Source organism: Flavobacterium circumlabens, assembly GCF_004345565.1.
Lineage (GTDB): Bacteria > Bacteroidota > Bacteroidia > Flavobacteriales > Flavobacteriaceae > Flavobacterium > Flavobacterium circumlabens.
Window position 1 is genome coordinate 546,351 of record NZ_SLWA01000003.1, and the last position, 25,674, is coordinate 572,024.

At 35.9% G+C, this 25,674-nt stretch carries 16 protein-coding genes; all 16 read left to right on the plus strand.

Annotation, left to right across the window (positions count from 1 at the left end):
• Positions 1-25 precede the first annotated feature (25 nt).
• The 16 genes from EV142_RS10570 to EV142_RS10640 all read left to right on the plus strand — a co-directional run bounded on the left by EV142_RS10570 (position 26) and on the right by EV142_RS10640 (position 25,661).
• A complete protein-coding gene (locus EV142_RS10570) occupies positions 26-1,687 on the plus strand; it encodes a sodium:solute symporter family transporter (protein WP_127340730.1) in 1,662 nt (553 codons plus the stop codon).
• A 286-nt stretch (positions 1,688-1,973) separates the two neighbouring features.
• Entirely contained in the window at positions 1,974-3,158 is a 1,185-nt protein-coding gene (locus EV142_RS10575; RefSeq protein ID WP_209443528.1) for a hypothetical protein, read from the plus strand.
• 60 nt (positions 3,159-3,218) lie between these two features.
• Positions 3,219-4,253, plus strand: a complete 1,035-nt coding sequence (locus EV142_RS10580; RefSeq protein ID WP_127340732.1) for a sugar kinase — start codon at positions 3,219-3,221, stop codon at positions 4,251-4,253.
• A gap of 10 nt (positions 4,254-4,263) precedes the next feature.
• Complete coding sequence (locus EV142_RS10585; RefSeq protein WP_127340733.1) at positions 4,264-4,932, plus strand: bifunctional 4-hydroxy-2-oxoglutarate aldolase/2-dehydro-3-deoxy-phosphogluconate aldolase; 669 nt, start codon at positions 4,264-4,266, stop codon at positions 4,930-4,932.
• A gap of 344 nt (positions 4,933-5,276) precedes the next feature.
• Positions 5,277-5,579 (plus strand): hypothetical protein, encoded by a 303-nt coding sequence (locus EV142_RS10590; RefSeq protein ID WP_127340734.1) that lies wholly within the window; start codon positions 5,277-5,279, stop codon positions 5,577-5,579.
• Positions 5,576-6,640, plus strand: a complete 1,065-nt coding sequence (locus EV142_RS10595) for a LacI family DNA-binding transcriptional regulator (protein ID WP_127340735.1) — start codon at positions 5,576-5,578, stop codon at positions 6,638-6,640. Before EV142_RS10590 ends, EV142_RS10595 begins: the two co-directional genes overlap by 4 nt.
• A gap of 61 nt (positions 6,641-6,701) precedes the next feature.
• On the plus strand, positions 6,702-9,308 hold the full coding sequence (locus EV142_RS10600) for a glycosyl hydrolase-related protein (protein ID WP_127340749.1): 2,607 nt from the start codon (positions 6,702-6,704) through the stop codon (positions 9,306-9,308).
• A 409-nt stretch (positions 9,309-9,717) separates the two neighbouring features.
• Complete coding sequence (locus EV142_RS10605; protein WP_127340736.1) at positions 9,718-12,450, plus strand: T9SS type A sorting domain-containing protein; 2,733 nt, start codon at positions 9,718-9,720, stop codon at positions 12,448-12,450.
• Between the two features lie 629 nt (positions 12,451-13,079).
• On the plus strand, positions 13,080-13,376 hold the full coding sequence (locus tag EV142_RS10610) for a sialate O-acetylesterase (RefSeq protein WP_262708240.1): 297 nt from the start codon (positions 13,080-13,082) through the stop codon (positions 13,374-13,376).
• A gap of 12 nt (positions 13,377-13,388) precedes the next feature.
• Positions 13,389-13,601 (plus strand): hypothetical protein, encoded by a 213-nt coding sequence (locus EV142_RS24245; protein ID WP_202866500.1) that lies wholly within the window; start codon positions 13,389-13,391, stop codon positions 13,599-13,601.
• Complete coding sequence (locus EV142_RS10615) at positions 13,543-14,316, plus strand: glutamine--fructose-6-phosphate aminotransferase (RefSeq protein ID WP_202866501.1); 774 nt, start codon at positions 13,543-13,545, stop codon at positions 14,314-14,316. Before EV142_RS24245 ends, EV142_RS10615 begins: the two co-directional genes overlap by 59 nt.
• Positions 14,317-14,363: 47 nt before the next feature.
• Complete coding sequence (locus tag EV142_RS10620; RefSeq protein WP_127340738.1) at positions 14,364-16,568, plus strand: GH92 family glycosyl hydrolase; 2,205 nt, start codon at positions 14,364-14,366, stop codon at positions 16,566-16,568.
• 249 nt (positions 16,569-16,817) lie between these two features.
• Positions 16,818-19,049: a glycoside hydrolase family 2 TIM barrel-domain containing protein gene (locus EV142_RS10625; protein WP_127340739.1), complete on the plus strand. Its 2,232-nt coding sequence runs from the start codon at positions 16,818-16,820 to the stop codon at positions 19,047-19,049.
• Between the two features lie 87 nt (positions 19,050-19,136).
• Positions 19,137-21,386 carry a GH92 family glycosyl hydrolase gene (locus EV142_RS10630; RefSeq protein ID WP_158286322.1) on the plus strand — a complete coding sequence of 750 codons (2,250 nt, stop codon included), beginning with the start codon at positions 19,137-19,139 and terminating at the stop codon, positions 21,384-21,386.
• A 33-nt stretch (positions 21,387-21,419) separates the two neighbouring features.
• Positions 21,420-23,675, plus strand: a complete 2,256-nt coding sequence (gene bglX, locus EV142_RS10635; RefSeq protein ID WP_127340741.1) for a beta-glucosidase BglX — start codon at positions 21,420-21,422, stop codon at positions 23,673-23,675.
• A gap of 66 nt (positions 23,676-23,741) precedes the next feature.
• Positions 23,742-25,661, plus strand: a complete 1,920-nt coding sequence (locus tag EV142_RS10640; RefSeq protein WP_132035308.1) for a glycoside hydrolase — start codon at positions 23,742-23,744, stop codon at positions 25,659-25,661.
• The last annotated feature ends 13 nt before the right edge of the window (positions 25,662-25,674 follow it).

Here is a 25,674-nt window from a genome sequence, read left to right on the forward strand (position 1 = left end):
ATAATAAAATTAATAAATCTGACAGATGAATCAATTACAAACGCTGGATTATGTGACAATAATCATTTATATGCTTCTTATGGCCGGTATTGGTATTTTTCTTGGAAAATACATAAAGAATATAGGTGATTATTTTAAAGGTGGAAGTGCTGTTTCCTGGGTAGCAGGCGGTATCAGCAACTTTATGACCAAGTTCAGCACATTTGTCTTTGTTGCTTATGCCGGAATTGCCTATTCAGATGGACTGGTGGCGATAACTATAATGTGGTCGACAATATTTCCATCTTTAATAGCGGTTTTTGTTTACGCCAAACTTTGGAAACGGGCTGGAATTATAAGCCCGGTCGAATTTTTAGAAACCAGATTTAATGCCTCAATCCGTCAAATATTTTCATGGTGCGGTGTGTTGTTGAAGCTACTTGATGATATGATCAAATTATATTCTATTGGTATATTTGTTATGGCTGCCTCAGGCATACCTTTTGAAACGGCCATTATATACTGCGGCATTGTAGTTTCAGTTTACACTGTAGTCGGAGGATTTCTGGCCGTTATTGTGACCGATGTTGTTCAGTTTGTAATTTTATTATTTTCAACTTTTATTTTGGTACCCTTGGCTTATGATGCAGCCGGAGGGTTTTCGCACATGCAGGAAGTAATTCCTAATAATATGAACTGGTTTAACGGAGATAAAGGGATGCCAATTTATCTGACAGTTTATTATCTGACCATTATCATTAAATATCTGGGAAACTGGACTTTCATTCAGAGGTTTTACAGCGCTAAGAGTGAATCTGACGGAAAAAAAATAGGAATTTTATCAGCAGTTCTATTTCTTATTTTTCCTGTAATATTCCTTTTTCCAGCTGTTGCTGCAAGGGTTATCCTCCCTGACCTGGAAAATCCTGAGATGTCGTATGTAGCCTTATGTTTAAAACTGCTGCCGCCCGGTATCATGGGACTTATGATTGCGGCGATGTTTGCCGCCACCATGTCTGTTTTAAGTGCTGAATTTAACGTGACTGCAAGTGTTCTTACACGTGATATCTATCAGCGACTTTTTAGAAAAAATGCCCTGCCGACAGAGCTGCTCTGGGCCGCCAGAATTATGACACTGCTTGTTGGTACCATAGTTTCAGTCGGAGCCCTGTATGTTCAAAAGCTCGGAGGTGCCTTTGAGGTCAACCAGTATTTATCGGGTATCTTCTCTATTCCGATGATTATTCCCGTTATCATGGGTGTAATTTTTTGGAGACCACAGCCATGGGGAGCACTTGCATCTATGATTATTGGTATTATACTTGGAATAATATTGAATTATACCGAAGCATTCTCATGGGAAATTGCAACACTAATTGAAGTAGTGGTTTGCGTTGGGGTATTTTTATTGTCGGGACTATTTTTATCTCAGGACAGCCGTTATAATGAGAAAGTAAAAGCTTTTTTTATCAAATTATCCACACCGAGCGCCAAAACCGAGCAGAATGATGACGCTGTTGTCGGCGGACTTATGATGCTCTACGCTGTTGCATTTACTGTCACAGGTTCCATGTTTATTGTAATGGGCTTTCCATCATCTGCTAATATGAGCGGAAAGCTTGCAATGGCGTCCGGAACAATCTGTCTTGTAGGCGCTGTGATTTTTTATATTAAGGGCAGGAAAGCAAAAAAGCTTAAATCAAGATAAGCAGTTAAGGAATAATTTTACTGGTTTGATCCCACGTATTTGGATATGATCTTAACTACACCAATTTTACGGTAATGATAGGATCCTCACCTTCTGATATTAAAATTAGTGAAAATTTTACAGTAAAATAATAAACAAATTAGATATGGCTATTCATAAAATAAAATATTGTATAAGTCTACTTTCAGCAGCTCTTTTTTTTTGTATTGAGACAATAAATGCTCAGGCACCTTTTAATACTGATTATAATGGTATTAAAGTGGCTTCTGGTGTTAAGCTCACTCAATTGAGTCATGATGGCATGACATTGCACCGATTTTTCGACACGTCACCGATGAGCCCATCAGGACGTTATGTTGCATTATTTAAACTGCCGTATGAAAATGTATCGCCCAAGGCAGGCGATGCTGGACAGGTTATACTTGTGGACTTAAAAACAGGCAAAGAAAAAGTGGTGGCCCAATCAAGGGGATGGGAAGTACAGCTCGGTGCCAATGTCCAGTGGGGGAAGTCCGATCATGAATTGTTATTTAATGATGTTGATACCTTGAGCTGGAAAGCTTTTTGTACCGTTCTTGATCCATTTTCCGGAAAAAAAAGACACTTGGGAGGTACTGTTTTTATGGCTTCAAGTGACGGAAGAAAAATAGCAAGCTATGACCTGATGAAATCTACTTATGCTCAGGTTGGTTACGGAGTAATTGTGCCTAAAAAGCTCGTGAAACGCAATTTTGGCGCGGATCAGAAAGACGGAATTACAGTTATCGATATTAATTCGGGAAAATCAAAACAGATTGTAACCTTAAAAGATTTATACCAAACGACCATACCTTCAATACAGTTTAAAAATTCAAATGATTATGAATTTTACTGTTTTCAGATAAAATGGAACCCGCAGGGAACAAGACTTCTTACCACACTGCAATGGGCTCCTGTTAAAGGGGGACCCAGGAAACGTTCGGTCATAACTATGCGCAGTGATGGTTCAGAGATTAGAACCGCCATAACACCTGAACAATGGGAGAAGGGAGGTCATCATGTAAACTGGACCGCAGATGGCGAGCATCTCTCCATGAATTTGAATGTTGACGGAAAAGAAGGACTCGAACTTATTGAGGTCAAGTATGACGGAAGCAATCTGAAAACTGTTTTTACCCCCGGATCAGGCCATCCTTCTTATCATCCTAAAGGCTTGCCTTTAATTATTACCGATGCCTATCCAAATGAATCCATTACTGCAAGAAACGGCATTGTGCCAATAAGGCTTTTAAATATGGCCAGCGGAAAAGAAGAAAATATTGTAGAGATTTTCGTCTCTAAGATCGATGGAGAATTCCGCATTGATCCTCATCCAGCCTGGGATAAAACCGGACGATACGTCATCTTTAACGGGTATATTAACAACACAAGAAATGTATTTATGGCCGATATCAGCGAATGGCTTTTAAAGCAAGGTTTTTCTTTGAAATAATTAAAATGACTTTTAGAGCTCCTGAAAGCCGGAGAAAATAATTATAAAATATAAACACAGATGGATAATATCAAAGGAAGAGTGGTCGCATTTGGCGAAATCATGCTGCGTCTTTCACCAGAGCGACATTTGCGTTTCACGCAAGCTGCAGCATTTGGCGCTTCTTACGGTGGTGGTGAATTTAATGTTTGTGTGTCTTTAGCTAATTATGGAGTAGATGCAGAATTTGTAACAAGACTCCCTGAAAATGAAATTGGAGCATCAGCATTGAAAGAAATGCGAAAAATGAACGTTGAATCAAAAAACATCATTTTTGGAGGTGAACGTTTAGGAATTTACTTTCTGGAAACAGGGGCAGCAAGCCGCGGAAGCATTGTTGTTTATGATCGCGCTCATAGTTCAATGGCCACGATTCAAAAAGGGATAATTGATTGGGAAAAAGTGCTGCAGGGAGCCAATTGGTTTCATTGGAGCGGTATTACACCCGCTATTTCAAAAAGTGCTGCCGAGGCTTGTTTGGAGGCTATTAAAGTGGCTCATAAACTGGGAATCACGATTTCATGTGACCTGAATTACAGATCAAAATTATGGCAGTATGGCAAAAAACCAAGTGATGTTATGCCCGAGATGCTGCACTACAGCAATGTTATTTTAGGTGATATCGATACTGCTTATTTTATGCTGAACATTCCAAAAGTGAACCCGAATTACCAGGATGAGAAGTCACTTCCTGTTTTATATAATAGGTTATTTGATTTAATTCCTAATTTAAAAATTACAGCTACAACTCTACGCTATTCTGTTAGTGCATCTCACCAAAGAATTGGTGGCGTTTTATTTGATGGTCAATCGATTTACAATGCTACTATGAAAGAAGTTACACCGGTTGTAGACAGGGTAGGAAGCGGAGATGCCTTTATGGGAGGTTTGATTTATGGATTATTGAAATATCAGAATAATAACCAGAAAGCTTTAGATTTTGCAGTGGCAGCTTGTTGTTTAAAACACACTATTGCTGGAGATTATAATCTGGTTAGCTTGAAAGAAGTTGAAAATATGCTTGATGGTGATTCTGCCGGATTAGTATCAAGATAAAAAGTAAAAAATGGCGAGATATTCAAGAATTGAAGTAGCACAGCAAATGAAAGAAAACGGGATGATACCGTTGTTTTTCCATTCCGATATCGAAGTAAGCAAGAAGGTTTTAAAAGCCTGTTATGACGGTGGTTCACGATTAATGGAGTTTACCAGCAGAGGTGATTTTGCTCATGAAGTTTTTGGAGCTTTAAACAAATATGCTTTGGCTGAATTGCCGGGAATGATGTTGGGAGTAGGTTCAATAACGGATGCCGCTTCAGCCTCTTTATATATGAGTTTAGGTGCTAACTTTATTGTCACGCCAGTTTTTAGAGAAGATATCGCAATTGCCTGTAATCGTCGTAAAGTATTGTGGTCACCAGGTTGTAGTACACTTTCTGAGATTGCAAAAGCCGAAGAATTAGGCTGCGAAATCGTGAAATTGTTCCCTGCCGATATTTATGGGCCAGAGTTTATAAAAGCCATAAAAGGACCGTGTCCATGGACGAGTATCATGCCAACAGGAGGGGTTTATCCAACAGCGGAGAGTTTGTCTGCATGGTTGGGTGCAGGAGCCACTTGTGTGGGTCTTGGATCACAATTAATTTCGAAAGATATATTAGATAAAAACGACTTTAACGGCTTAAAAAACAAAGTAAGTCAGGTTTTGGATATCATCAAAAATATTAGAAAATAAATAAGGAGTAAACATACCGATTTCTTATTTAGATTGCAGTTTTTGTTTTTTTGAATGAAGGAGATTAAACTTAGCTGAAAAAAATAACCTTTCCGGAAAGCAAATTACAAGTAAAGGATCTTTTTTTGATTATAAGGTGACAATTGCAAGATGGTACACACTAGCTATTTATATAAATAATAGATCATTCGCATGTTACTTTATTTTAGAACAGGTTATTATTGTTTTGCGAAGCATAATGAGCATTTTTTTCTATTTATTGAGCGATGTATCCTATCGCTGGTGCAATTACGATATTATATTTGAATTCTTAAAATGTTTTAAATAATAAACTTTATTCAAACATGAAAAATTTAAAAAACCGATTTTGGCTTCGCAATGTTGTTATTTTTATTTTGACAATAGTATGCAGTAATGGATACAATACCAACGATATTGATGACAATAAAACATTAGCCTTTTCTGAAATTACAGGACTTTCAGTTCCTGTCAAAATTGTCGGAGATATGGGAGTAAATGTTAAATCAGGAACCTGTTTATCAATTCCTTCTATAGCTGTTGCCAACTTAGGAACAGTTGCTGCTCCTATTACATTCATGGCTGAATTTTCATTTTGTTTAAAGTCTTTTAAAACAGAACAAAAATGAAAAATAAACCTGTAACACTTAAAAACATTGCAGATGATCTTAAAATCTCCATTACGACGGTTTCCTTTGTACTGAATGGTAAATCAAAGGAGAAAAATATTTCAGAGCAGCTGACTGCCAAGGTTCTGGATTACGCCAAAAAGATCAATTATAAGCCTAATCAGCTTGCCCAGAGCCTGAGGACCGGCAAATCTAATATTCTGGTTTTTATGGTGGAAGATATATCAAACAGTTTCTTCTGTAAACTGGCCAGGATTTTTGAAGACTTTATCTACAAAGAAGGCTATAGGGTTATTTTCTGCAGCAATGATAATGACGATGAGAAGTCCCGCGAACTTATTGATTTGTTTACTTACCGTCAGGTTGATGGATTTATTATTGTTCCATCCCCGGGTATTAGGAGTACTATTGAAAATTTAATAAAACAGAACATTCCTGTTATTTTATTGGATCGTTATTTTGAAGAATTAGAATGCAATGTTGTGACTATCAATAATAAGCAGGCCTCTTTTGATGCGACAGCTCATTTAATAGGCAATGGGTTTAAAAATATTGGTTTTATCACTACAGACTCCAACCAAAGCCAGATGCAGGATCGTCTCTCGGGTTATCGAAAAGCAATTTCATACTTTGGTTTAAATTCAACCATACTATCCATACCTTATAATGAAATGCAGCAAGACAAAGGGCAGGTAAAACAATTCTTAAGTGAAAATACCGCATTAGATGCTGTTTTTTTTGCCACAAACTATCTCGCGCAACGCGGGTTGGAAGTTTTAAAAGAAGACAATTACAGCTTAATTGACCGCATAGGAATTATTTCCTTTGATGATCATGAAATGTTTAATATATATCCGATTACGATTACCTGTATTTCGCAGCCTATGGAGAAGATTTGCTCTAAATTAATGGAAATCATGCTTGTACTTTTAAACAGCAAAGACGTATTGGAATCGACAAATAAATGCATATTGAAATCAGAACTTATTATTAGGGAATCTACTGTCAAGAGATTTGTAAAAAATACTAAGGACAGCTTTCTATTTAACAAAGTATTGTAAAGGTTTAAATGTATTATTTAAAGAGTGCAATTTTATGACTATTAATAAAACAACATTGACTATGTCGAGCAAATTAATATTATATTTTCTTTTGGTTATAATACTACCTAATGCATTATTTTCACAGCAAAAGCGACTCTACATTGCTAATGATGATCATACTGATTATATGTGGACAGCAAATGAAGCAAAATATGATTCTGCTTTTGTAAAGATGTTGGATTATTCATTAACACAGATTGATTCTACCAAAAACTTTCCATCGAACTTTCAGGCAAGATTTAATTGTGATGGGAGCTTATGGTTAAAAAAATACCAAAAGTATCGTTCAGATAAACAATTTAATAAACTTATTCAAGCCATTAAATCTGGACATATCAGTAGTCCGCTTAATATGTTGGTAAACTGTTATGGAGCGCAGCCAACAGAAGCAGTTATTCGCGGCATGTATTATGCGGGGCAGTTAGAGCGACAGTACAATTTGCGTTTTACTATGGCAGGTGCGATGGAAAATAATACGCTGCCTTTAGGATTAGCCTCGCTTTGGGCAGGTTCAGGTGCAAAATATAGCTGGAAAGGTATTGGAGGCTACGGAAGTCAAATGAGTTTAGAAAGTAGAGAAAAGCGTGCCCATCAAATGTATCGTTACAATGGTTTAGACGGAACCGGTGTTTTGATGAAATGGTACAATTATAATGAAAAAACTACCGCACCATTGGGCGGTTATGCTGAGTGTAGATTAAATGTTAAATATAAAAATCTGGGAGATGATTTTAAACATGTTATCAATGTATTAGAGAAACATTGTGATACTATCTCACCTCAATCTGCATATCCTTATACTATTGGAGGAGCTTTTGGTTTTGGTCACGATGATTTAGATACTTATGTTTTGCCAGCCTATATAAATGCAGCAAAAAATGGAAGTAACAAGGAAAGATCGGTAAGAGTAAGTAATGAAGAAGACTTTTTTATAGATTTTGAAAAGCATTATCCAAATGTACCGGCACAAGCTGTCAGTTTTGGCAACGAATGGGATTTATTGCCAGCATCAATGAACGAAATTACAGCCAGAATGCGCCGTGCAACTGAGAAAATGCGCTCAGCCGAAGCATTGGCAACATTAGTTTCCCTAAAAGATAAAAACTTTATGGAAGCAACCCAAAATGCAAGGGACAAAGCCTGGGAATCTTATGGGATGTATTGGGAACACAATTGGACAGCAGACGGACCAGTATCCAGAAAAGCAAGGGCAGATTGGCAAATTAAAACCCAGGAAAGCTTAACGGCTTATATTGATACTCTGCTTAATCTTTCTATAAAAAAGATGGGCAGCCATATAAAAGTGGATGTTGATCCTAGTTTTTTTGTTTTTAACCCCTTAAGCTGGATCAGGAATGATATTGCAGATTTAGAATATAAGGGAGCATACCCAGTAAAAGTAATAGATAAAGTATCAGATAAAGAAGTAAATAGTCAATTAATTACCAAAAACGGAAAACGATTTTTGAGAATTTTTGCTCAAAATATTCCTTCTTTAGGATATAAAGTCTTTGTAATAAAAAAGGGTTTTTCAAAAGTAAAATCAATGGCTGCAGCTGTTGAAAATGAATATATAAGCAATAAATTTTACAAATTACGTTTCAGCAAATCAGGTGTGATTACAGAGATTACAGATAAATTAGGGAACCGACAATTGATTAAGCATACAGATGGAAAATATGCCAATGATTTAGGCACAAACGATGTAAATGACGGTGATAAAATAACTGTTGAAAATCCTGGGCCAATCTCAGTCACTCTAAGTGCTGTTTCATCCAAACCAGTTTTGCATACAACCCGAATTACTTTATATGCTGAGAGTCCACGAATTGATATTGAGAACAATATCCAAGAAAATTTTGGAGATGTAAAAACTTGGGCTTTTTCTTTTAATTTAAATAATCCCACCACCAGACACGAAGAACTGGGAGCTGTACTTATTGATAAATTAGAAAAAAATGGTGGGCATTATGCCAATAGTATCGCTCGTTATGATTGGCAGACTTTCAATCATTTTGCTAACCTTAGTGAAAATAATTACGGTATCACATTATCAAATTTGGATTGCAGTTTTTTTAAATTAGGGCAGAGTACTATAAATTTTTTATCGGAGGCATCGGCGCAAATTAACGCATTGGCTGGTGGAAATACAGATAAAAAAGTGGAAGACGGCGGGGTTGTTGGCATATTGAATCAAAATGGTCAAAAAGATTTTTTATATCACTTTGCCATTTCTTCACAGCAAGGAAATTTTGATGCAGCAAAGTCAATGAAATTTGCTTTAGAACATCAAAATCCATTGGTAACAGGAACTATAACCGGTGTTAATGATGATTTTCATTCTAAATCTTTCTCTTTATTAAATGTAAATAATCCAAATGTTTTACTCTGGAGCATCAAGCCTTCAGAAGAAGGAATAGAAAATGGAATAATTACAAGGTTTTGGAATTTTTCAGGCAAAGAGGTAACTCCTGAAGTGCACTTCAGTACATCTTTGAGATCCGCTTTTCAAACTTCGCATATTGAAACTAATGAAAAGGAAATCAAGTTAGGAAAAAATTCAATTCAGTTTAAATTAAAACCTTTTCAAATGGCAACTTTTAGAGAATTGATTACTAAAAATTAAAATCGTTAGAGTTCTATATATTAAAAAAAAGATGCTACAAACTCACGGGTCTATTTATGCCGTACAAAGCATAATTAACGATGGTTTTATTCATTGAGCGATTTTTTTCATTTATTGAGCGATGCGTCCTAGTCTCTCCGAGACTAATGATGATATATTTGAAACCTGAGAAATGATTTTATAAAATTTATAAGTACTAGATATTTAGCCTGATAAATATAAAAAAAAAGAAAAAATTATATTTAAATTATTTATGTAAATGAAAATTCAATTCAAATTTAACCTCTTTCAAATTGCAACTTTAGAGAATTGAGGAATTACAATAAAAACAAATAGGGCTCTATTAACTAACAAAAATATTTTAAAAAATCCTGTCGGCTTAAAAATTAAAAAATAAATTTAAATCTTTATGAAAACAAAAAATTACTTAAAATCCGCGTTTACGATGCTGTTCCTGCTCTTTTCTATCGCATCATCATTTGCTACAAATTATTATGTCGATGCCATTAACGGAAATAATATCAATTCAGGAACATCCGAAGCTTTAGCAAAGAGAACCATTCAGGCAGCGGCTAACTTGACCAATCCAGGAGATACTGTTTTTATTATGAATGGGATTTATAATCCTACTGGAGATAGCAACAGTGGTTTTCAGAGTATTTTAACAATCTCGCGCAGTGGTACAGCTGCAAATTACATAACTTATAAGAATTATCCAGGACATACTCCCAAACTTCAACTTTTAACGGGGTTGAGCTACCAAGTTTGGCGTACTATAGCAATAGATGCCTCATATATCATCATTGATGGTGTTGAAATTGAAGGTACCAACCAAAGCCTAAATTATACTGATGCCTACCAAACCTGGCAGGATTACGAAAACAACATAAAGGACTGGAATAAAATTTCGATGTATAACTGTGGTTCCATTTCTTTGGGCAACACAGCAGATGTGCATCACATTGAAGTGCGTAATTGTAAAATACACGATACAGGAGGTGGTATTGGAGGTTTTAGATGTGATTATGTTACCATTGAAAATAATGTCGTATACAATACTTGCTGGTATTCCATGTATGCTGGAAGTGGGATTAGCATTCTTGACCCTAAAAGTATTGACGCAGTAACTGGTTACAAAATTTATATCCGCAATAATGTGGTCTACAACAACAAATGTTTAGTTCCGTGGGAACGAATTAATGCCCTTAGTGATGGTAACGGAATTATTCTAGATGTAAATATAGGAAATGGAACTACCACATTCCCATACGTTGGTCGCTACCTAGTTGAAAACAACGTAAGTTACAATAATGGTGGTGGAGGTGTACATGCTTATAAATGTGCGCATGTTGACATAATCAATAATACTGCCTATAATAACGGAACAAATATGGGTTATCCTGAAATCGATGCTCAACAATCTACCGATATTAAAATATACAATAATATCATGTACGGAAGAGGTGCTGGCGCAAACTTAAATGGAAATGATGCAGGAGCGATTTACGATTATAATATTTATTTTAATGGGACTAGCTACAAGAACGGACCAAATGACAAAACCATCGATCCAAAATTTGTAAATAAGGCATTGGATGCTAGTGCCAATTTTCAGTTATTAAACACGAGCCCAGCAATTAATAACGGAAATAATATATCGGGATTATTCGCATCCAAAGATATTTTGGGAATTTCACGTCCAGTTGGTTTTTCTAGCGACATGGGTGCATATGAATATGGAACTGTCATTCCAAGAGCAGAAATGAATATACAAGAAGGTGCAACTGACATCACTGACAATTCAGGAACTTTTGATTTTGGTTCAGTCTCTTCAACAGTGCCAAAAGACATAACGTTTACCATACAAAATATTGGTGATGCTGCCTTGAACTTGACAGGAACACCAAAAGTGGTTGTTACAGGTACAGGCTTTTCACTTGTTACCGATGCTCCAGCTGTGGTTGCGGCCAATGGTTCGGTTACTTTTACTATAAAATTAACTCCTGTAGGTGCAGCAGCTAACTATGTTGGTACAATAAGCATTGCTAGTAATGATGCTGACGAAAATCCTTATAATTTTACAATTACAGGTTATGGTTATGATGGTACTAAAGCATTGCAAACCATTACTTTTCCTGCTATTCCAACAAAAATAATTGGTGTTGCCGATTTTAATGCAGGAGCTACTTCTGATTCAGGTTTGATTGTTACTTATACGAGTTCCAATACATCAGTAGCAACAATTGTATCGGGTCAAATTCGTATTATAGGTGCAGGGACATCCAACATCAAAGCTTCTCAAGCAGGTGATGCAGCCAATAATCCAGCAAAAGATGTTACACAATTATTAACTGTAACTCCTGTTATACCTCCAGCTGGTACAAATTTAGTAACAAATCCAACTTTTGATGCCAATACAACAGGTTGGAGTTTTTCATATAAAAATGGTGCAACAACTACTCTGGAAAATGTTATTGGTACTGGATACACAACCAAGGTTGCCAAAATTACTGTGACAAATGTTGGAACATCTACAGGAACAGATAATGTTCAATTTAGTTACAACAAATTTTTTATAGAAAAAGGCAAAACGTATATCGTTTCGTTTACAGCTAGTGCTGATGTTGCTCGTAATATTAATACGGTATTTATCATGAATGGTTCACCATATTCACAATGGGCTCTAAAAAGTGGTATCCCATTAACAACATCACCTACCAACTTGGGTCCTTATAATTTCATAAGTACTTTTACAGGCTATGTAGATTTGCGTTTTCATATAGGAGGTTCAGGTTCTCTAAATGCGCCTATATACCTTAACAATGTATCAGTAGTAGAGGATGGAAATCTTGATGTAGACGAAATCGAGGTTGCCACATCTCAAGCACCAGTAGTATATGTTTATCCAAATCCTGTAGGGGATTTATTGAGTATTGATTTTGATTCTGAAACGGGTCAGCAGGTAACAGTTAGCATAATTGATTTACATGGACAAGTTTTAATTACTACTGAACAATTAGCTGTATATGGTGAAAATACGATTGAATTGAATGTAAGCTCTTTAGCCAATGGCCTTTACCTTATAAAAACCACGGAGAATAACATAAACTACAATACAGTAAAAGTGGTGGTAAAACATTAAAAAACAAAAAAAATATTTTAAAACCTTTGGGTGTAATTATTTTTAATACATGGAAACATAGAATTTATAGTTTATAAAAAAAGTTTGATAGACCTCTAAATTTGCTTCATTTTGTTAATAAAGAATTACACCAGAGGGTCAATTTTAAATTTAGCTATACGGCGTATAAGAACCCAAAAACTCATTTCATTTTAGAAATAGATGGAGATATGGTGGTGAAGGGCTGTATATCTTAAATATTAAAAACCAAAAAGCACAGAATAACTTTAAAAATAGAATTTACAACAAAACAGGCTTTCTAAACCGATAAAAAAAGAAATGAAAAAGACTGGCCATAGGCATTGACATTGGAGGAACACGCACTAAGGTAAGGTTAGTTGACGTATATAAAGGCGAAGTTTTAGAAATGTTGATTTTACCGACTGAAACAAAAATTCGAATAAATTTCTAAAAACAATAAATTTCGCAATAGACCAGCTAAAAGTTTTTGCCCAAAAACAACAGTCCACTATATTAGGAGTGGGATTTGGGGTTACTGGTTTTGTTTTCGAGGACGGAAAGGTGGATTCTACTTATGGATTTTTGGAATTTATGGATGATTACCCTTTATCTAAATATATTCAAAAATATTGGTTAATACATATTCGAAAAAACTGAAGGGTTTGTTTGTAAGTTTCAGAAAAATCATAGATGATAAGAAATTATCAATTTTTACAGGTGAAATAGAAACTTTTTCTACTGATACTACTTTCGAAAATGCTATTAACAAGGTTATTGTAAATAATGCTAAAAAGGATAAATATACTTTCTTGATTCAAACTGACGACTTTACTGATAAAGGTGATAAGTTGCATTTCGATTCAAGGTCACAGCGGATAATGGGTGAGCGGTTTGCTCAAAAATATCTAGAAATAAATAAGAAATAAAAAAGTTGTACTATGAATGCTAAAATGCTTGCCGAAATCAATGAAATTCCTGTAAAAGCCATGGAGTTTCTAAATCAATCTCCAACCTATACTTTGCCCCATGGTGTGCCTTATCTTGGAATGGGTTCTTCGTTTTTTTGCCCCATTGGCATTCAAATATATGGGAGTGGATATTCAGCCAGAGATGGCTTCGGAATATTTCAATTATCTGCAACCAAAGACTAAATTGGAAAATGGAGTAATCCTTTCCCAATCAGGCAGCAGCAGTGAGGCATTATGGTGCACTGATTTATTTCAAAAATATACAGCCATAACCAATTATCCCGAAAACACATTAAGCACAAACCCAAATGTTGCCCAAAAGATTAATTTGTTGGCTGGTGACGAACAATATTCATCTTCAAAAACTTATATCAATACTTTGCTTGCTTTGTTTAAAGGTTTTGATATGGATTGTCAAAACGCTGTAGATATTTTGTTTAAAAACATACCAAAGTATGAACAGCTCGGCGAGCGTATGGCGAGTGAAGTATTCCAATTAATTTCTACCAAAAAGATTCACGGTATTTATATCATTGGAAGCGGCCCCAATATTGCAACGGCTTTTCAATCGGCATTGATTATGTGCGAAATTACCAAACTTTGTTTCAACGGTATGGCTATGGCTCAATACGATCACGGCCCAAAAGAAACCGCTGCCAATAGTATTGTAATTCAAATTATTGCCAAAGGAAAATCGTATGAACGTTCACAAAAATTAACCGAAATAATTAAGAATTCTGGGGCACATGTTATCACGGTTGAAGAACCAGAAGTAGCAGAAAATTTCTCAGTAATCCATAATATGGTACCTTTTAATTATATGGCCTATTATCTTGCTGAAAAGCTAAATATAACGGAAACCTTTGTTGTTGGCGGAAAAGTCACTGAGGTTTTTTAAAAGCCAAAAAAAAACTGTTATTCACAATTAATAAAATCTAAAAGAGCATGATTAATTATAAGATTAAATTTCAATTCATTATAATAGTATTGCTGATAAGCTTGCAATCTAGCTTAGCACAATCTAAAAAACAGCCCGTAGATTATGTCGATAATTTCATTGGCGTAAGAGATAAAAACAGCAGTTGTGTTCTTGGTCCACAATTGCCAAATGGAGCCATAAGTCCAAGCCCGCAAACGGCACCAGGATCTGTAAATTATGATATGGATGGATATATTATGGGGCAACCCATCCGCGGTTTTGGTCAATTGCATGTAAGTGGCACCGGTTGGGGTAAATACGGACAAGTGTTTATCTCGCCACAAGTGGGTTTGGCAGTTGGAGAAACGGAACACGATTCACAACAGGAGAATGAAGAAGCAAAACCATACGAGTATAAAGTATCCTTGAGTCGTTATGGAATAAAGACGGCAGTTACACCAGCAGCGCATTCAGCCATTTATAAGTTTACATTTCCAAAGTCGGACAATTCAAATATCTTGTTGGATGTGAGTCATAACACAGCCGATATTGCTACGGCATTGAAACTCAAAAACGGGAATTTTTTGAAAGGAACGGTAACATTTACTAATTCAGATGGAACCGAAATTAACGGCTATGGGGAATATCAAGGCGGTTTTTCTGACGGAACTTACAAAGTTTTCTTTAGTATGAAATTAAGTAAAATTCCACAAAACAAAGGAACTTTTATAAATGGAAAAATTAATCAGGGGCAATTAACGGAAGCTCCTATAAAAGCGGATGATCGTATTGGAGCTTATGTTCAATACAAAACTTCAGAGAATGAATCTGTTTATTTGAAAGTAGCCGTTTCGATGATAAGTGTCGAACAGGCGACCGCTTGGTTAGATGCAGAAATTCCAGCTTGGGATTACAATAAAGTAAGGGATAATGCCAAAAAGATTTGGAATAAGGAATTGGGAAAAATTAAAATGGAAGGCGGAACTGAATCCGAAAAACGAATTTTTTATACTGCATCGTATCATACTTCGATAATGCCTCGCAATAAAACGAATGATATGATGGGTTTTGAGAAAGGTGAATCTGTTTGGGACGATCATTTGGCTGTATGGGATACTTGGCGTACACTGTATCCATTAAAGGTATTGACAAATCCTGATATGGTTAGTGGAACAATAAATTCATTTATCGCTAGGTTGAAAAAAAATGGCAGAGTAAAAGATGCTTATGTGGCAGGGAAAGACATGACAGCAGAACAAGGTGGAAACAATATAGACAATATAATTGCTGATGCTTATGTAAAAGGAGTCAAAGGAGTTGATTGGAAAGAAGCCTATAAATTAATAAAATCTCAGGCTGATAACGAGCGAAATGGAATAGGAAAGAATGAAAATGATAAGATATACAAAACATTGGGTTGGATTCCGGGGGGAAAAATGAGTTGTTCATTAACCTTGGAATATGCCTATAATGATTTTTGTGCAGCTCAAATGGCCAGGACGCTTGGTACAAAAGAAGATTATGAAAAGTACTTAAACCGCAGTCAGCAATGGGTAAATCTTTGGAATCCAGAAGCTGTTAGCGATGGTTACAAAGGATTTATTGAGCCAAAAAACATAAAAGGAGATTTTATTCCTATAGATTTAAAAAAGAACTGGGGTTCGTGGCAAGATTATTTTTATGAAGGAAGTTCGTGGACTTATTCCTATTTTGTTCCCCATCAATTTGAAAAACTGGTTACTATTTCGGGAGGGAAAGAATTATTTGCCAAGAAGTTACAATATGCATTCGAGAATAATTTGATTGATTATGGCAACGAACCAGCATTTTTGGCGGTACATTCTTTTCACTATGCTGACCGATCCGATTTAGCAAGTTTTTATATTCGCAATCTCAAGAAAAAACGCTTTACAGAAGAAGGCTCTATTGAAAACGATGATAGCGGCGCCATGAGCAGTTGGTATATTTTTTCATCTTTGGGATTTTTCCCGAATGCAGGACAAGATATATATTACTTAACCGGTGGTTCATTTCCAAAAGTAGCGGTGACCCTGGGTAATGGAAAAGTTTTGACTGTTACATCCAAAAATGCATCAGAGAAAAACATCTACATTCAATCATGCAAAATAAACGGTAAAGTATGGAATAACCCTTGGTTTACTCATAAAGAAATTGAAAATGGTGGAACTATTGAATTTGTGATGGGTGAAAACCCTGTTTTCAAGAAATAAAAATCAGTTTTGGGTTTTATTGCCGGTTTTCAGACAAGCATTTCCTTGCTATTGCTCACACCTCCATATTTGGCCGTATTTCTGTTATTTTAAATTGAGGGAATAAGTAGTGAAGACTTTTGCCTGATCTGAAAGTTATTCAGGACTTACAAAAAATGAATCCTTTACAAATTATACTGACTAAATATTTCTTTAAAACCACTTGTGAAAGCAATATTTCAAATTATAAAAATTCAACACATAAAAAAAATGAAAAATCTCATTGCCTTCATTGTTACACTATTTTTCGGATGTTCCATGTCTATTGCACAACGAAATGTAATTAGTCTCAACGGAACTTGGGAAATTGCCAAAACAGATGTTGGGTCAATGATTCCAGTTAATTTTAGCTCCAAAGTATCTGTCCCGGGACTTGTTGACATGGCTATTCCTGCTGTGGAACCCCCTTTTACAGGTACATTGGACAAGGATAAAAATAATCCTTTTGCCAATAATTATGGCAATAAAAGTTATATGTATAATAATTCATTGTATTGGTACAAACGAACGTTTAGTTTGGAAAACATCAAATCGGAAGTAATTCTGTTGAAGATAAACAAAGCCATGTTTAGCACCCACATTTACTTAAATGATAAGTTGATTGGACAAAATAGTTACTCTTTTACTCCCACCTATGTTAATATCAAACCTTATTTGAATGAAGCTGGCAAAGCCAATGAGCTAATCATTTCTGTTGGTTGTCGCAATAATTTGCCGGATACCATATGTAGGGCTGATGATGGCGAAAAAGTACTTTTTTGTCCCGGAATATATGATGATGTGAATATTATTATGTCTGGATTTCCATATGTTACCAATGTTCAGACTGCACCCGATATTTTGAACAAGCAACTCCGTGTTGTAGCCGAAATACAAAACGACCAAAGAGCAAAAAACACTCAACTTTCATACGTGGTTCGTGAGCTAAAATCCAATAAGGTTGTGGCCAAAGGCATTGCGCCTCAAAATATATTGGTGGGTGAAGAAAACCAAAAAATTGATTTCAAAATAGCTTTACAAAACTGCAAGTTTTGGTCTCCCGAAAATCCATTTCTTTACATACTTGAACTTAACACGGGTGCCGATAAAACTATTACCCGTTTTGGAATGCGTACTTTTCGTTCCGACAAACAGAATGGTGTGGTGTTGCTCAACGAGAAAACCTACTACATGCGTGGGACAAACATAGCCATCCTTCGTTTTTTTGAAGACAGTCAACGGGGAAATTTGCCTTGGGATAATAAATGGGTAACTAAACTTCATAAAAATTTCAAAAAAATGCATTGGAATAGTTTCCGCAATACGCTGGGCTTTCCTCCTGAAAGATGGTACGAAATTGCCGATAGTTTGGGGTTTTTGATTCAAGATGAATATCCATTGTGGAAACAAGCTGACCCTAAAACTCTTACATCTACACATTTGGCAAACGAATACAACGCTTGGATGCGTGAACGTTGGAATCATCCCAGTGTAGTAATTTGGGATGCTCAAAACGAGTCGAAATTCGATACTACAAATGTGGCCACAAACAAAGTGAGATCGCTCGATTTGTCCAATCGTCCCTGGGACAATGGGTATAACCGACCAGCGGGTGAAAACGATATTATGGAATCTCATCCTTATCTGTTTGGCAAATACTTCAATCAGTATGATTTAAAGAAGATCACAACCATAGCCGATGCCTATTTTGAAGCCAATGATGTAAAAAAGGACGGAGTAAAATCTCCAGACGATTATCTGAGTTTAATGGCAAATCCACGAATTCCCGATAATTCGTGGGTAAATAAATCCAAAGACGAGGATAGAAAAACAGTTAAATTTCCAATAATTATTAATGAATACGGATGGTTATGGTTGAATCGCGATGGATCGCCTACCACGTTGGACAAAGGAATTTATGCCAATGTGTTCCCCGAAGCCGATACACCAGAAAAACGATTTGAAGTCTATGCAAAAATAATGGGCATGAAAACCGAGTTTTGGCGGGCGCACCGCTTAGCTGCTGGAGTGTTACACTTTTGTGGTCTGTCTTATTCGCGTTCAACCTACCCAGTGGGACAAACTAGTGATAATTGGCATGACTTGAAAAATTTAGAAATGGAGCCTCATTTTGTGAAATACATGAAACCTGCTTTTAGCCCTGTAGGATTAATGATTAATTTTTGGAAAAGCAAATTACAAGCTGGAACAGAACAAGCATTCCCAATAATCATGGTAAATGATACTTACAAATCTTGGTCGGGAAATATTAAATTTTCCATTGAAAAAGAAGGTAAAATAATTCAAAAACACAAAATTAAAGAAGTAGTTCAAGCATTGGGCAACGAAAACTTTAACACTACAATGAAATTGCCTACTGCAAAAGGCAAATACCTACTTGTGGCTGAAATAATTGTAAAAGGAGAATCGGTAAAAAGTATTAGGGAATTTTATATTGAATAAAAAAACTCAGATAGAAACATGAACTTACAGGACAAAAAATCATCGCTCACTATCCATTTCATACTATTTTTTACTTTCCTAAATAGTATGGTAGTACTTGGTTCAGAAAGCAAAACAAATGGCGAAACTATCGTTTCAAACAAAACGACATCACAAGAAAAAAATCAAGTTAAGACAGAAACATTTCTTCTGAATAAAGTTCCCAATGATAATCTAACTCGATTTGTCGACCCTTTCATTGGAACATTAGGAGATGGGAATGTGTTTGCAGGAGCTTGTTTACCTCACAGTTTTGTAAAGTTAGGACCAGATACCAAATACAACAGTGGAGCTTCTGGTTATAAAAAGGATAAAGAAATCAAAGGTTTTTCGCACTTGCATATTTCTGGAATGGGGGGGCCTATGTATGGCAATATTCAGGTTATACCAACGACAGGCACTATAGAATCCTTAAATCATAGTTCGGATAAAGGTGAAGAAATTGCAGCACCGGGTTATTACAAGGTGCAATTGAAAAAATATGGAACAACTGCTGAACTAACCTCTACAGCTCACGCGGGTTTTCATAAATATACTTTCCCAAAAAGCGAATCCTCACACATTTTGATTGATGCCGGAGCTACGCTTTATGGTGTTGCAAAAAATTGGAATTCAAGTCAACCCATTGGAGGCGAAGTACACATCGACCCTTTAAAAAAAGCTGTGTACGGCTATGGTACCTATAGTGGTGGTCGATCAACCAGAAAACCTTGGAGGGTTTATTTTTATGCAGTATTCGACACAGCATTCGATTCTTTTGGGACGTGGTTTGATAGCATTAAACACGATGGAATAAATAAAATGAATGGAAATGAGATTGGAGCCTACTTGAATTTCAAAACCAAAGAAGGGCAAAAGATAAATCTCAAAGTAGGTATTTCGATGATAAGCACCCAACAAGCTGAAGAAAATGTTGGAAAGGAAATACCCCATTGGGATTTTGATCAAATTAAAAATCTTGCCAATATGCTATGGGAAAAGGAGTTGCGAAAAATTGAAATTAAAGGAATGTCTGAGGTAAATAGCCGAATTTTTTATACTTCATTGTATCACGCACTACTCTCTCAAGATGATTGGACAGGTGAAAATCCTGTATTTGATTATAAAAGACCCTACTATGAAAATTTCCTTTGTGTGTGGGATTTGTTTAGAACCGTAAGTCCATTGTTAACTCTTATTAGCACAAAGGAACATACCGATATGTTGAACACTTTGCTGGATGTATACAAACATGATGGATGGTTAGCAGATGCACACAGTAGTTTACAAAGAGAATTCACTCAAGTAGGTACCAATACCGATGTATTATTTGCCGATGCTTTTGCAAAAAAACTCAAAGGAATAGATTATAAATTAGCATACGAAGCAGTAAGAAAGAATGCAACAGATACTAGCTTTACGAATAAAAAAGTGGATCATGCCGGTAGAATTGCCTTACCTTATTATTCCAAATATCATTACATACCCATTGATGTCAATCAAAAAATAACAGTTTCCAGAACACTCGAATATGTGTACAATGACTTCAGCGCTTATCAATTGGCAAAAAGTTTTGGAAACAAAGGGGAGGTTAAAATGTTTAAAGAAAGAAGTTTTTGGTATAAAAATTTATGGGATAATGATTTGAAATTGATGCGTGGCAAAAATTCAAATGGTACTTGGGTTACCCCATTCGATCCATTAAATAATGAAACCGGACCTAATTATTACGAAGGGCATGCCTACACCTGGAGTTTTTCTACACCACATGATATAAAAGGATTAATTGAATTGAATGGAGGAAAAGAAAAATTCATCAATAATCTAACCAATGCAGTTTCCAACCATTACGAAGCGTATAACGAACCTTGTATGTTGCAGGCTTATCTTTTTGTTTGGGCAGGCAGACCAGATTTGACACAGAAATTTATTCGAAAAGCAACTTCCGATAATTTTACAGATAAATATGATGGTTTACCAGGGAATGATGATAGTGGCACTACTTCGGCTTGGTATCTGTGGAGCAGAATGGGTATTTTTCCAGTAGCAGGACAGAATTTATACATAATAGGTAGCCCAAGTTGTACCGAAACTACCATCCATATAGAAAGCGGAAAAGACGTTGTTATTTCAGCAAAAAATGCTTCGGAGGAGAATATTTATATTCAATCGGCTAAACTCAATGGTAAAAATTACGACAAAGCATTTTTTACTCACGATGACATTGTAAATGGTGCAAAATTTGAATTTGTGATGGGTGCAAAACCTTCAAATTGGGGGGCTAATGCTGTGCCACCATCAATGAGTGATAAATATTAAATAGAATAACTAAGAATTTATAACAGATTTAAAATGAAAAAAAATAATCAAGCTAAAGTAAAAATTTCAAAAATTGTATTACTGTTCACTTTTTCAGTTGGAGTTATTACAGCTCAAAATACCTCTACTATGGATAAAAAAGTCAATGCCCTAATCCAAAAAATGACTTTAGAAGAAAAAGTGGGTCAGCTTAATTTAGCCACTTTTGTAAATGAAAATAACACTACGAATTCACTTTCTGAAATGATTAAACGTGGTGAAATTGGATCTATCTTAAAAAGTAATGGTGCCGAAAAAAACCTTCAATTGCAGAAGATTGCCGTCGAGCAATCAAGGCTTGGAATTCCAATTATGTTTCAAGAAGATGTAATTCATGGTTACAAAACCATTTTTCCTTCCCCGTTGGGTGAAGCTGCCGGCTGGAATCTGGAGACAATTGAAAAATCGGCAAGTATTGCTGCCAAAGAAGCCTCTGCAAGCGGTATTCATCTTACCTATGCCCCCATGGTTGATATATCCAATGATCCTCGTTGGGGAAGAATAGTTGAGGGAGCAGGAGAAGATCCATTTTATGCAAGTTTGGTTGCATCAGCTAGAGTTAAGGGTTTTCAAGGCAATGACTTGGCTAGCGGACAAAATGTAATGGCTTGTGTGAAACACTTTGCGGGTTATGGTGCTGCATTGGCAGGACGCGATTACAATATTGCAGATTTCTCGGAACGAACTTTAAGAGAAATTTATTTGCCACCATTTAGAGCGGCTATCAATTCAGGTGTTGGAAGTGTAATGGCTGCTTATTCTGCTTATGATGGTATTCCAGCCACTGCCAATCAAAAGTTGTTAAAAGATATTTTAAGAAAAGAGTTAGGCTTCAATGGTATGTTGATAACGGATTGGGAAACAGTTCGTAATTTAGTAAAAATTGGTACCGCTGCCAATGAAAAAGAAGCTGTTTTACAGTCCATTAATGCAGGGGTAGATGTCGACATGACTAGTGGTTTATTCCTAAAACATATAAAGGAATTAGTTCAAGAAGGCAAAATTAATGTTGATGTGATTGATCAAGCTGTAAAGCGAGTTTTGATTGCCAAATACAAATTAGGATTATTCGATGATCCTTATAGATTTTTTGACCTTAAAAGAGAGAAAGAGACATTGATGAATGCGGAGCATCTAGAATTTGCCCGAAAAGCAGCTCGTGAATGTATGGTACTTTTAAAAAATGAGAACCAGTTATTACCATTAAATAAAAACATAAAAAAAATAGCTGTCATTGGACCGCTTGCCAACCGCAAAAAAGATTTACTGTCTTGGTGGGGAGGTAACTATTCTCAATGGAAACCAGAAGAAGTAGTTTCTATATTAGATGGATTGAAAAAAAGTGTGGATTCTTCTGTTGAAATCAAGTACGCCGAAGGAGTAAAATTAGATGGTTTCGAAGCAAAAGGGCTTGAGTTGATTCCAGAAGCAGTAAAATTGGCATTGGAATCGGATGTAGTTATTTTGGTTGTTGGCGAGGAGTTTTCGATGAGTGGCGAAGCTGGAAGTATTTCAAATATTAACCTGCCTGGAGCACAAGAAGAATTGGTGAATGCAATTGCCAAAATAGGAAAACCATTAGTAACGGTATTGTTAAACGGACGCCCGTTTGATATTCAAAATGTAAACACAAAATCGAATGCAGTGCTGGAAGCTTGGCAGCCTGGAACAATGGGTGGTTTGGCTGTTGCCGATATACTTCTTGGAAAATACAATCCATCAGGAAAGCTGACGGTTAGTTTTCCTAGAAACACCGGGCAAATTCCAATTTATTATAATTACAAAAGAACTTCGCACGATGTAAATGAAACCAACAAAACAGTACGTTGGACAAACAAATATTTGGATATTCCTACCACACCTTTATTCCCATTTGGATATGGTTTAAGTTATACTGAATTTAGTTATTCCAATCTTAAATTATCAAGTTCTGCTATCAACCCAAATCAATCCGTAAATGTTAGTGTGGAAGTTTCAAATACAGGTAAGGCTGATGGAGAAGAGGTAATTCAATTGTATGTCGGAGACGATGTGTCTTCTGTTGCCAGACCAGCGAAAGAGCTGAAAGAATATGCCAAAATTTCATTAAAAAAGGGAGAAAAAAAGACTGTGAATTTCATTTTGACCCCAACAGATTTCTCGTTTTACAACAAGGAGATGAAATGGGTTTTGGAACCAGGTAGTTTTTCAATAATGATTGGAGCTTCTTCAGCAGACATAAAGTTTACTGAAAAATTGAGCATTCAATAAGAAGTATTATTTAAGGAAAATTAATTATACAAGTGATTTTACAATTCAATTTTGAAATAAAAAGTAATGAAAAAACAGCTAATATTCCTATTTCTATTTACCCTGATTTCAGTTCAAGCTTATTCAAAAGTTTGGACAATTTCGGATAACAATCTTGTGGTAAAGTTCGATGATCAAACTGCTCTTTTGAGTGTAACGGACAAACGCTGCAATAAGGTCTGGAATCAATCTCCCTTGAAGGAAAAGTATTTGGTTAAAAAAACTTTGATTAAGGGAAATGAGATAACAGTTAGTTTGTCAGGAAAGTTTCCGTTTAAAGTGATTTATACTTTAAATTCAAAATCAGCTTTAGAAATAAAACTAATTGCAGATAAAAAATTGCAAGTAGAAAATTTTGATTTTCCATCAGCCTTTGAAACGCCAGATACGAATCATTATTTGCTGTTAACAGATAGTGAAGGATTATTGCTCCCTGTTGATGACACCGAATATCCAATTGGTTCTAAGGAAGAACGACCTTTTTTTTGTGGAGGAAACACCGCAATGTCTTGGATGGGAATGGTAGATAAGCAGTTTGAAGCTGGATATATGGCCATTTTGGAAACGCCATATGATGCAAATTTTCACACACAAAAAGTGGATGGTTTGATCACGTTCTCAACGGTATGGCAGCCATCATTGGGTAAATTTGGTTACGACCGTAAAGTTACGTATCATTTTTTCGATAAAGGGGGATATGTTGCACAAGCAAAAACCTATCGCGATCATATTTGGAAGAAGAATGAGGTAATTACCTTGAGAGAAAACGAGAAAAAAACGCCGGCTTTGGCGAAAATGATTGGTGCAGTGCATCTTTATGTGTGGGACAATGCTCGCGAAGTTAGTTTTGCAAAAGAATTAAAGGATTCGGGTATAGAAAAAGTTTTTGTCATTTGGAATCCCAATCACACCCCTTATCCTGAAGTGGGTTATGATAAAAAGATTGCCGCTTTGGGCTATGCCACGGGAGGATATGAATTATTTACAGATTTGAAATTAAGAGATACTGTAAAAAAAACTTTTACACCATCTAGAGAAGGACTTCATTTGGGAAGAACATCTTATCCTGGACAGTTTAATGAATTGGCAGCCCGAACCAAAGAAGGCAAAACCTATTCCAATAATTTTGGACACACTTCCTGTCCTTTGGCCATTCGTCCTGAAATCATCAAAAGAGTAGAGAGAGAGTTAAAAGATTATCCACACGAATCCTATTTTTTAGATGTTTATCAAGCCAATGGATTATTCGAATGCTATTCTGATAAGCACCCATTGACCAGAGAACAATTTGCAAACGAGGTAAAGAAAAATCATCAATTATTGACGGATCAGTACCATCAATTTGTGGGTGGTGAATGGGGCGCAGACTATTTAGGTTCCAATAGTGTTTATGTTCACGGAATGATGACGTTGCAACGCACTTGGTGGGGAAGCGAAATAGATAATAAAAACACCATTTATTATACTGGAAATTGGAAAAACAACTCGCGTCCAACTCAAATGTTAGGAACAAGAGTGGCTCCGGGTAAATATTTAAAATATTCCATTAACGAATATTCTCGCGTGCCTCTTTACGAACTGGTTTATCACGATGCAGTGGTAACATCCTGGCGCTGGGAAGACAGCAATCACCATAATCCAGAAATTTGGTGGAAAAAAGACCTTTTTAACATGCTTTATGGTTCAGTGCCACTTTGGAATTTAGCTCGTGAACAATGGGAAGATCATAAAGTTACCTTTATTGAAAGTTATAAAAATGTTTGTCCTTGGTTGCAGAAAATTGGTTATGATGAATTGGTTTCACACAAGTTTGTGTCAGCAGATCACAAAGTACAGGAGTCAATCTTTTCTTCCGGAAATAGAATTGTGGTCAATTTTGGTGATGAAAATTTTGTGTTAGAAGGAAATGTTATTAAAGCTAAAGGATTCTTGACATTTACGAATTAAATTATAATCAATA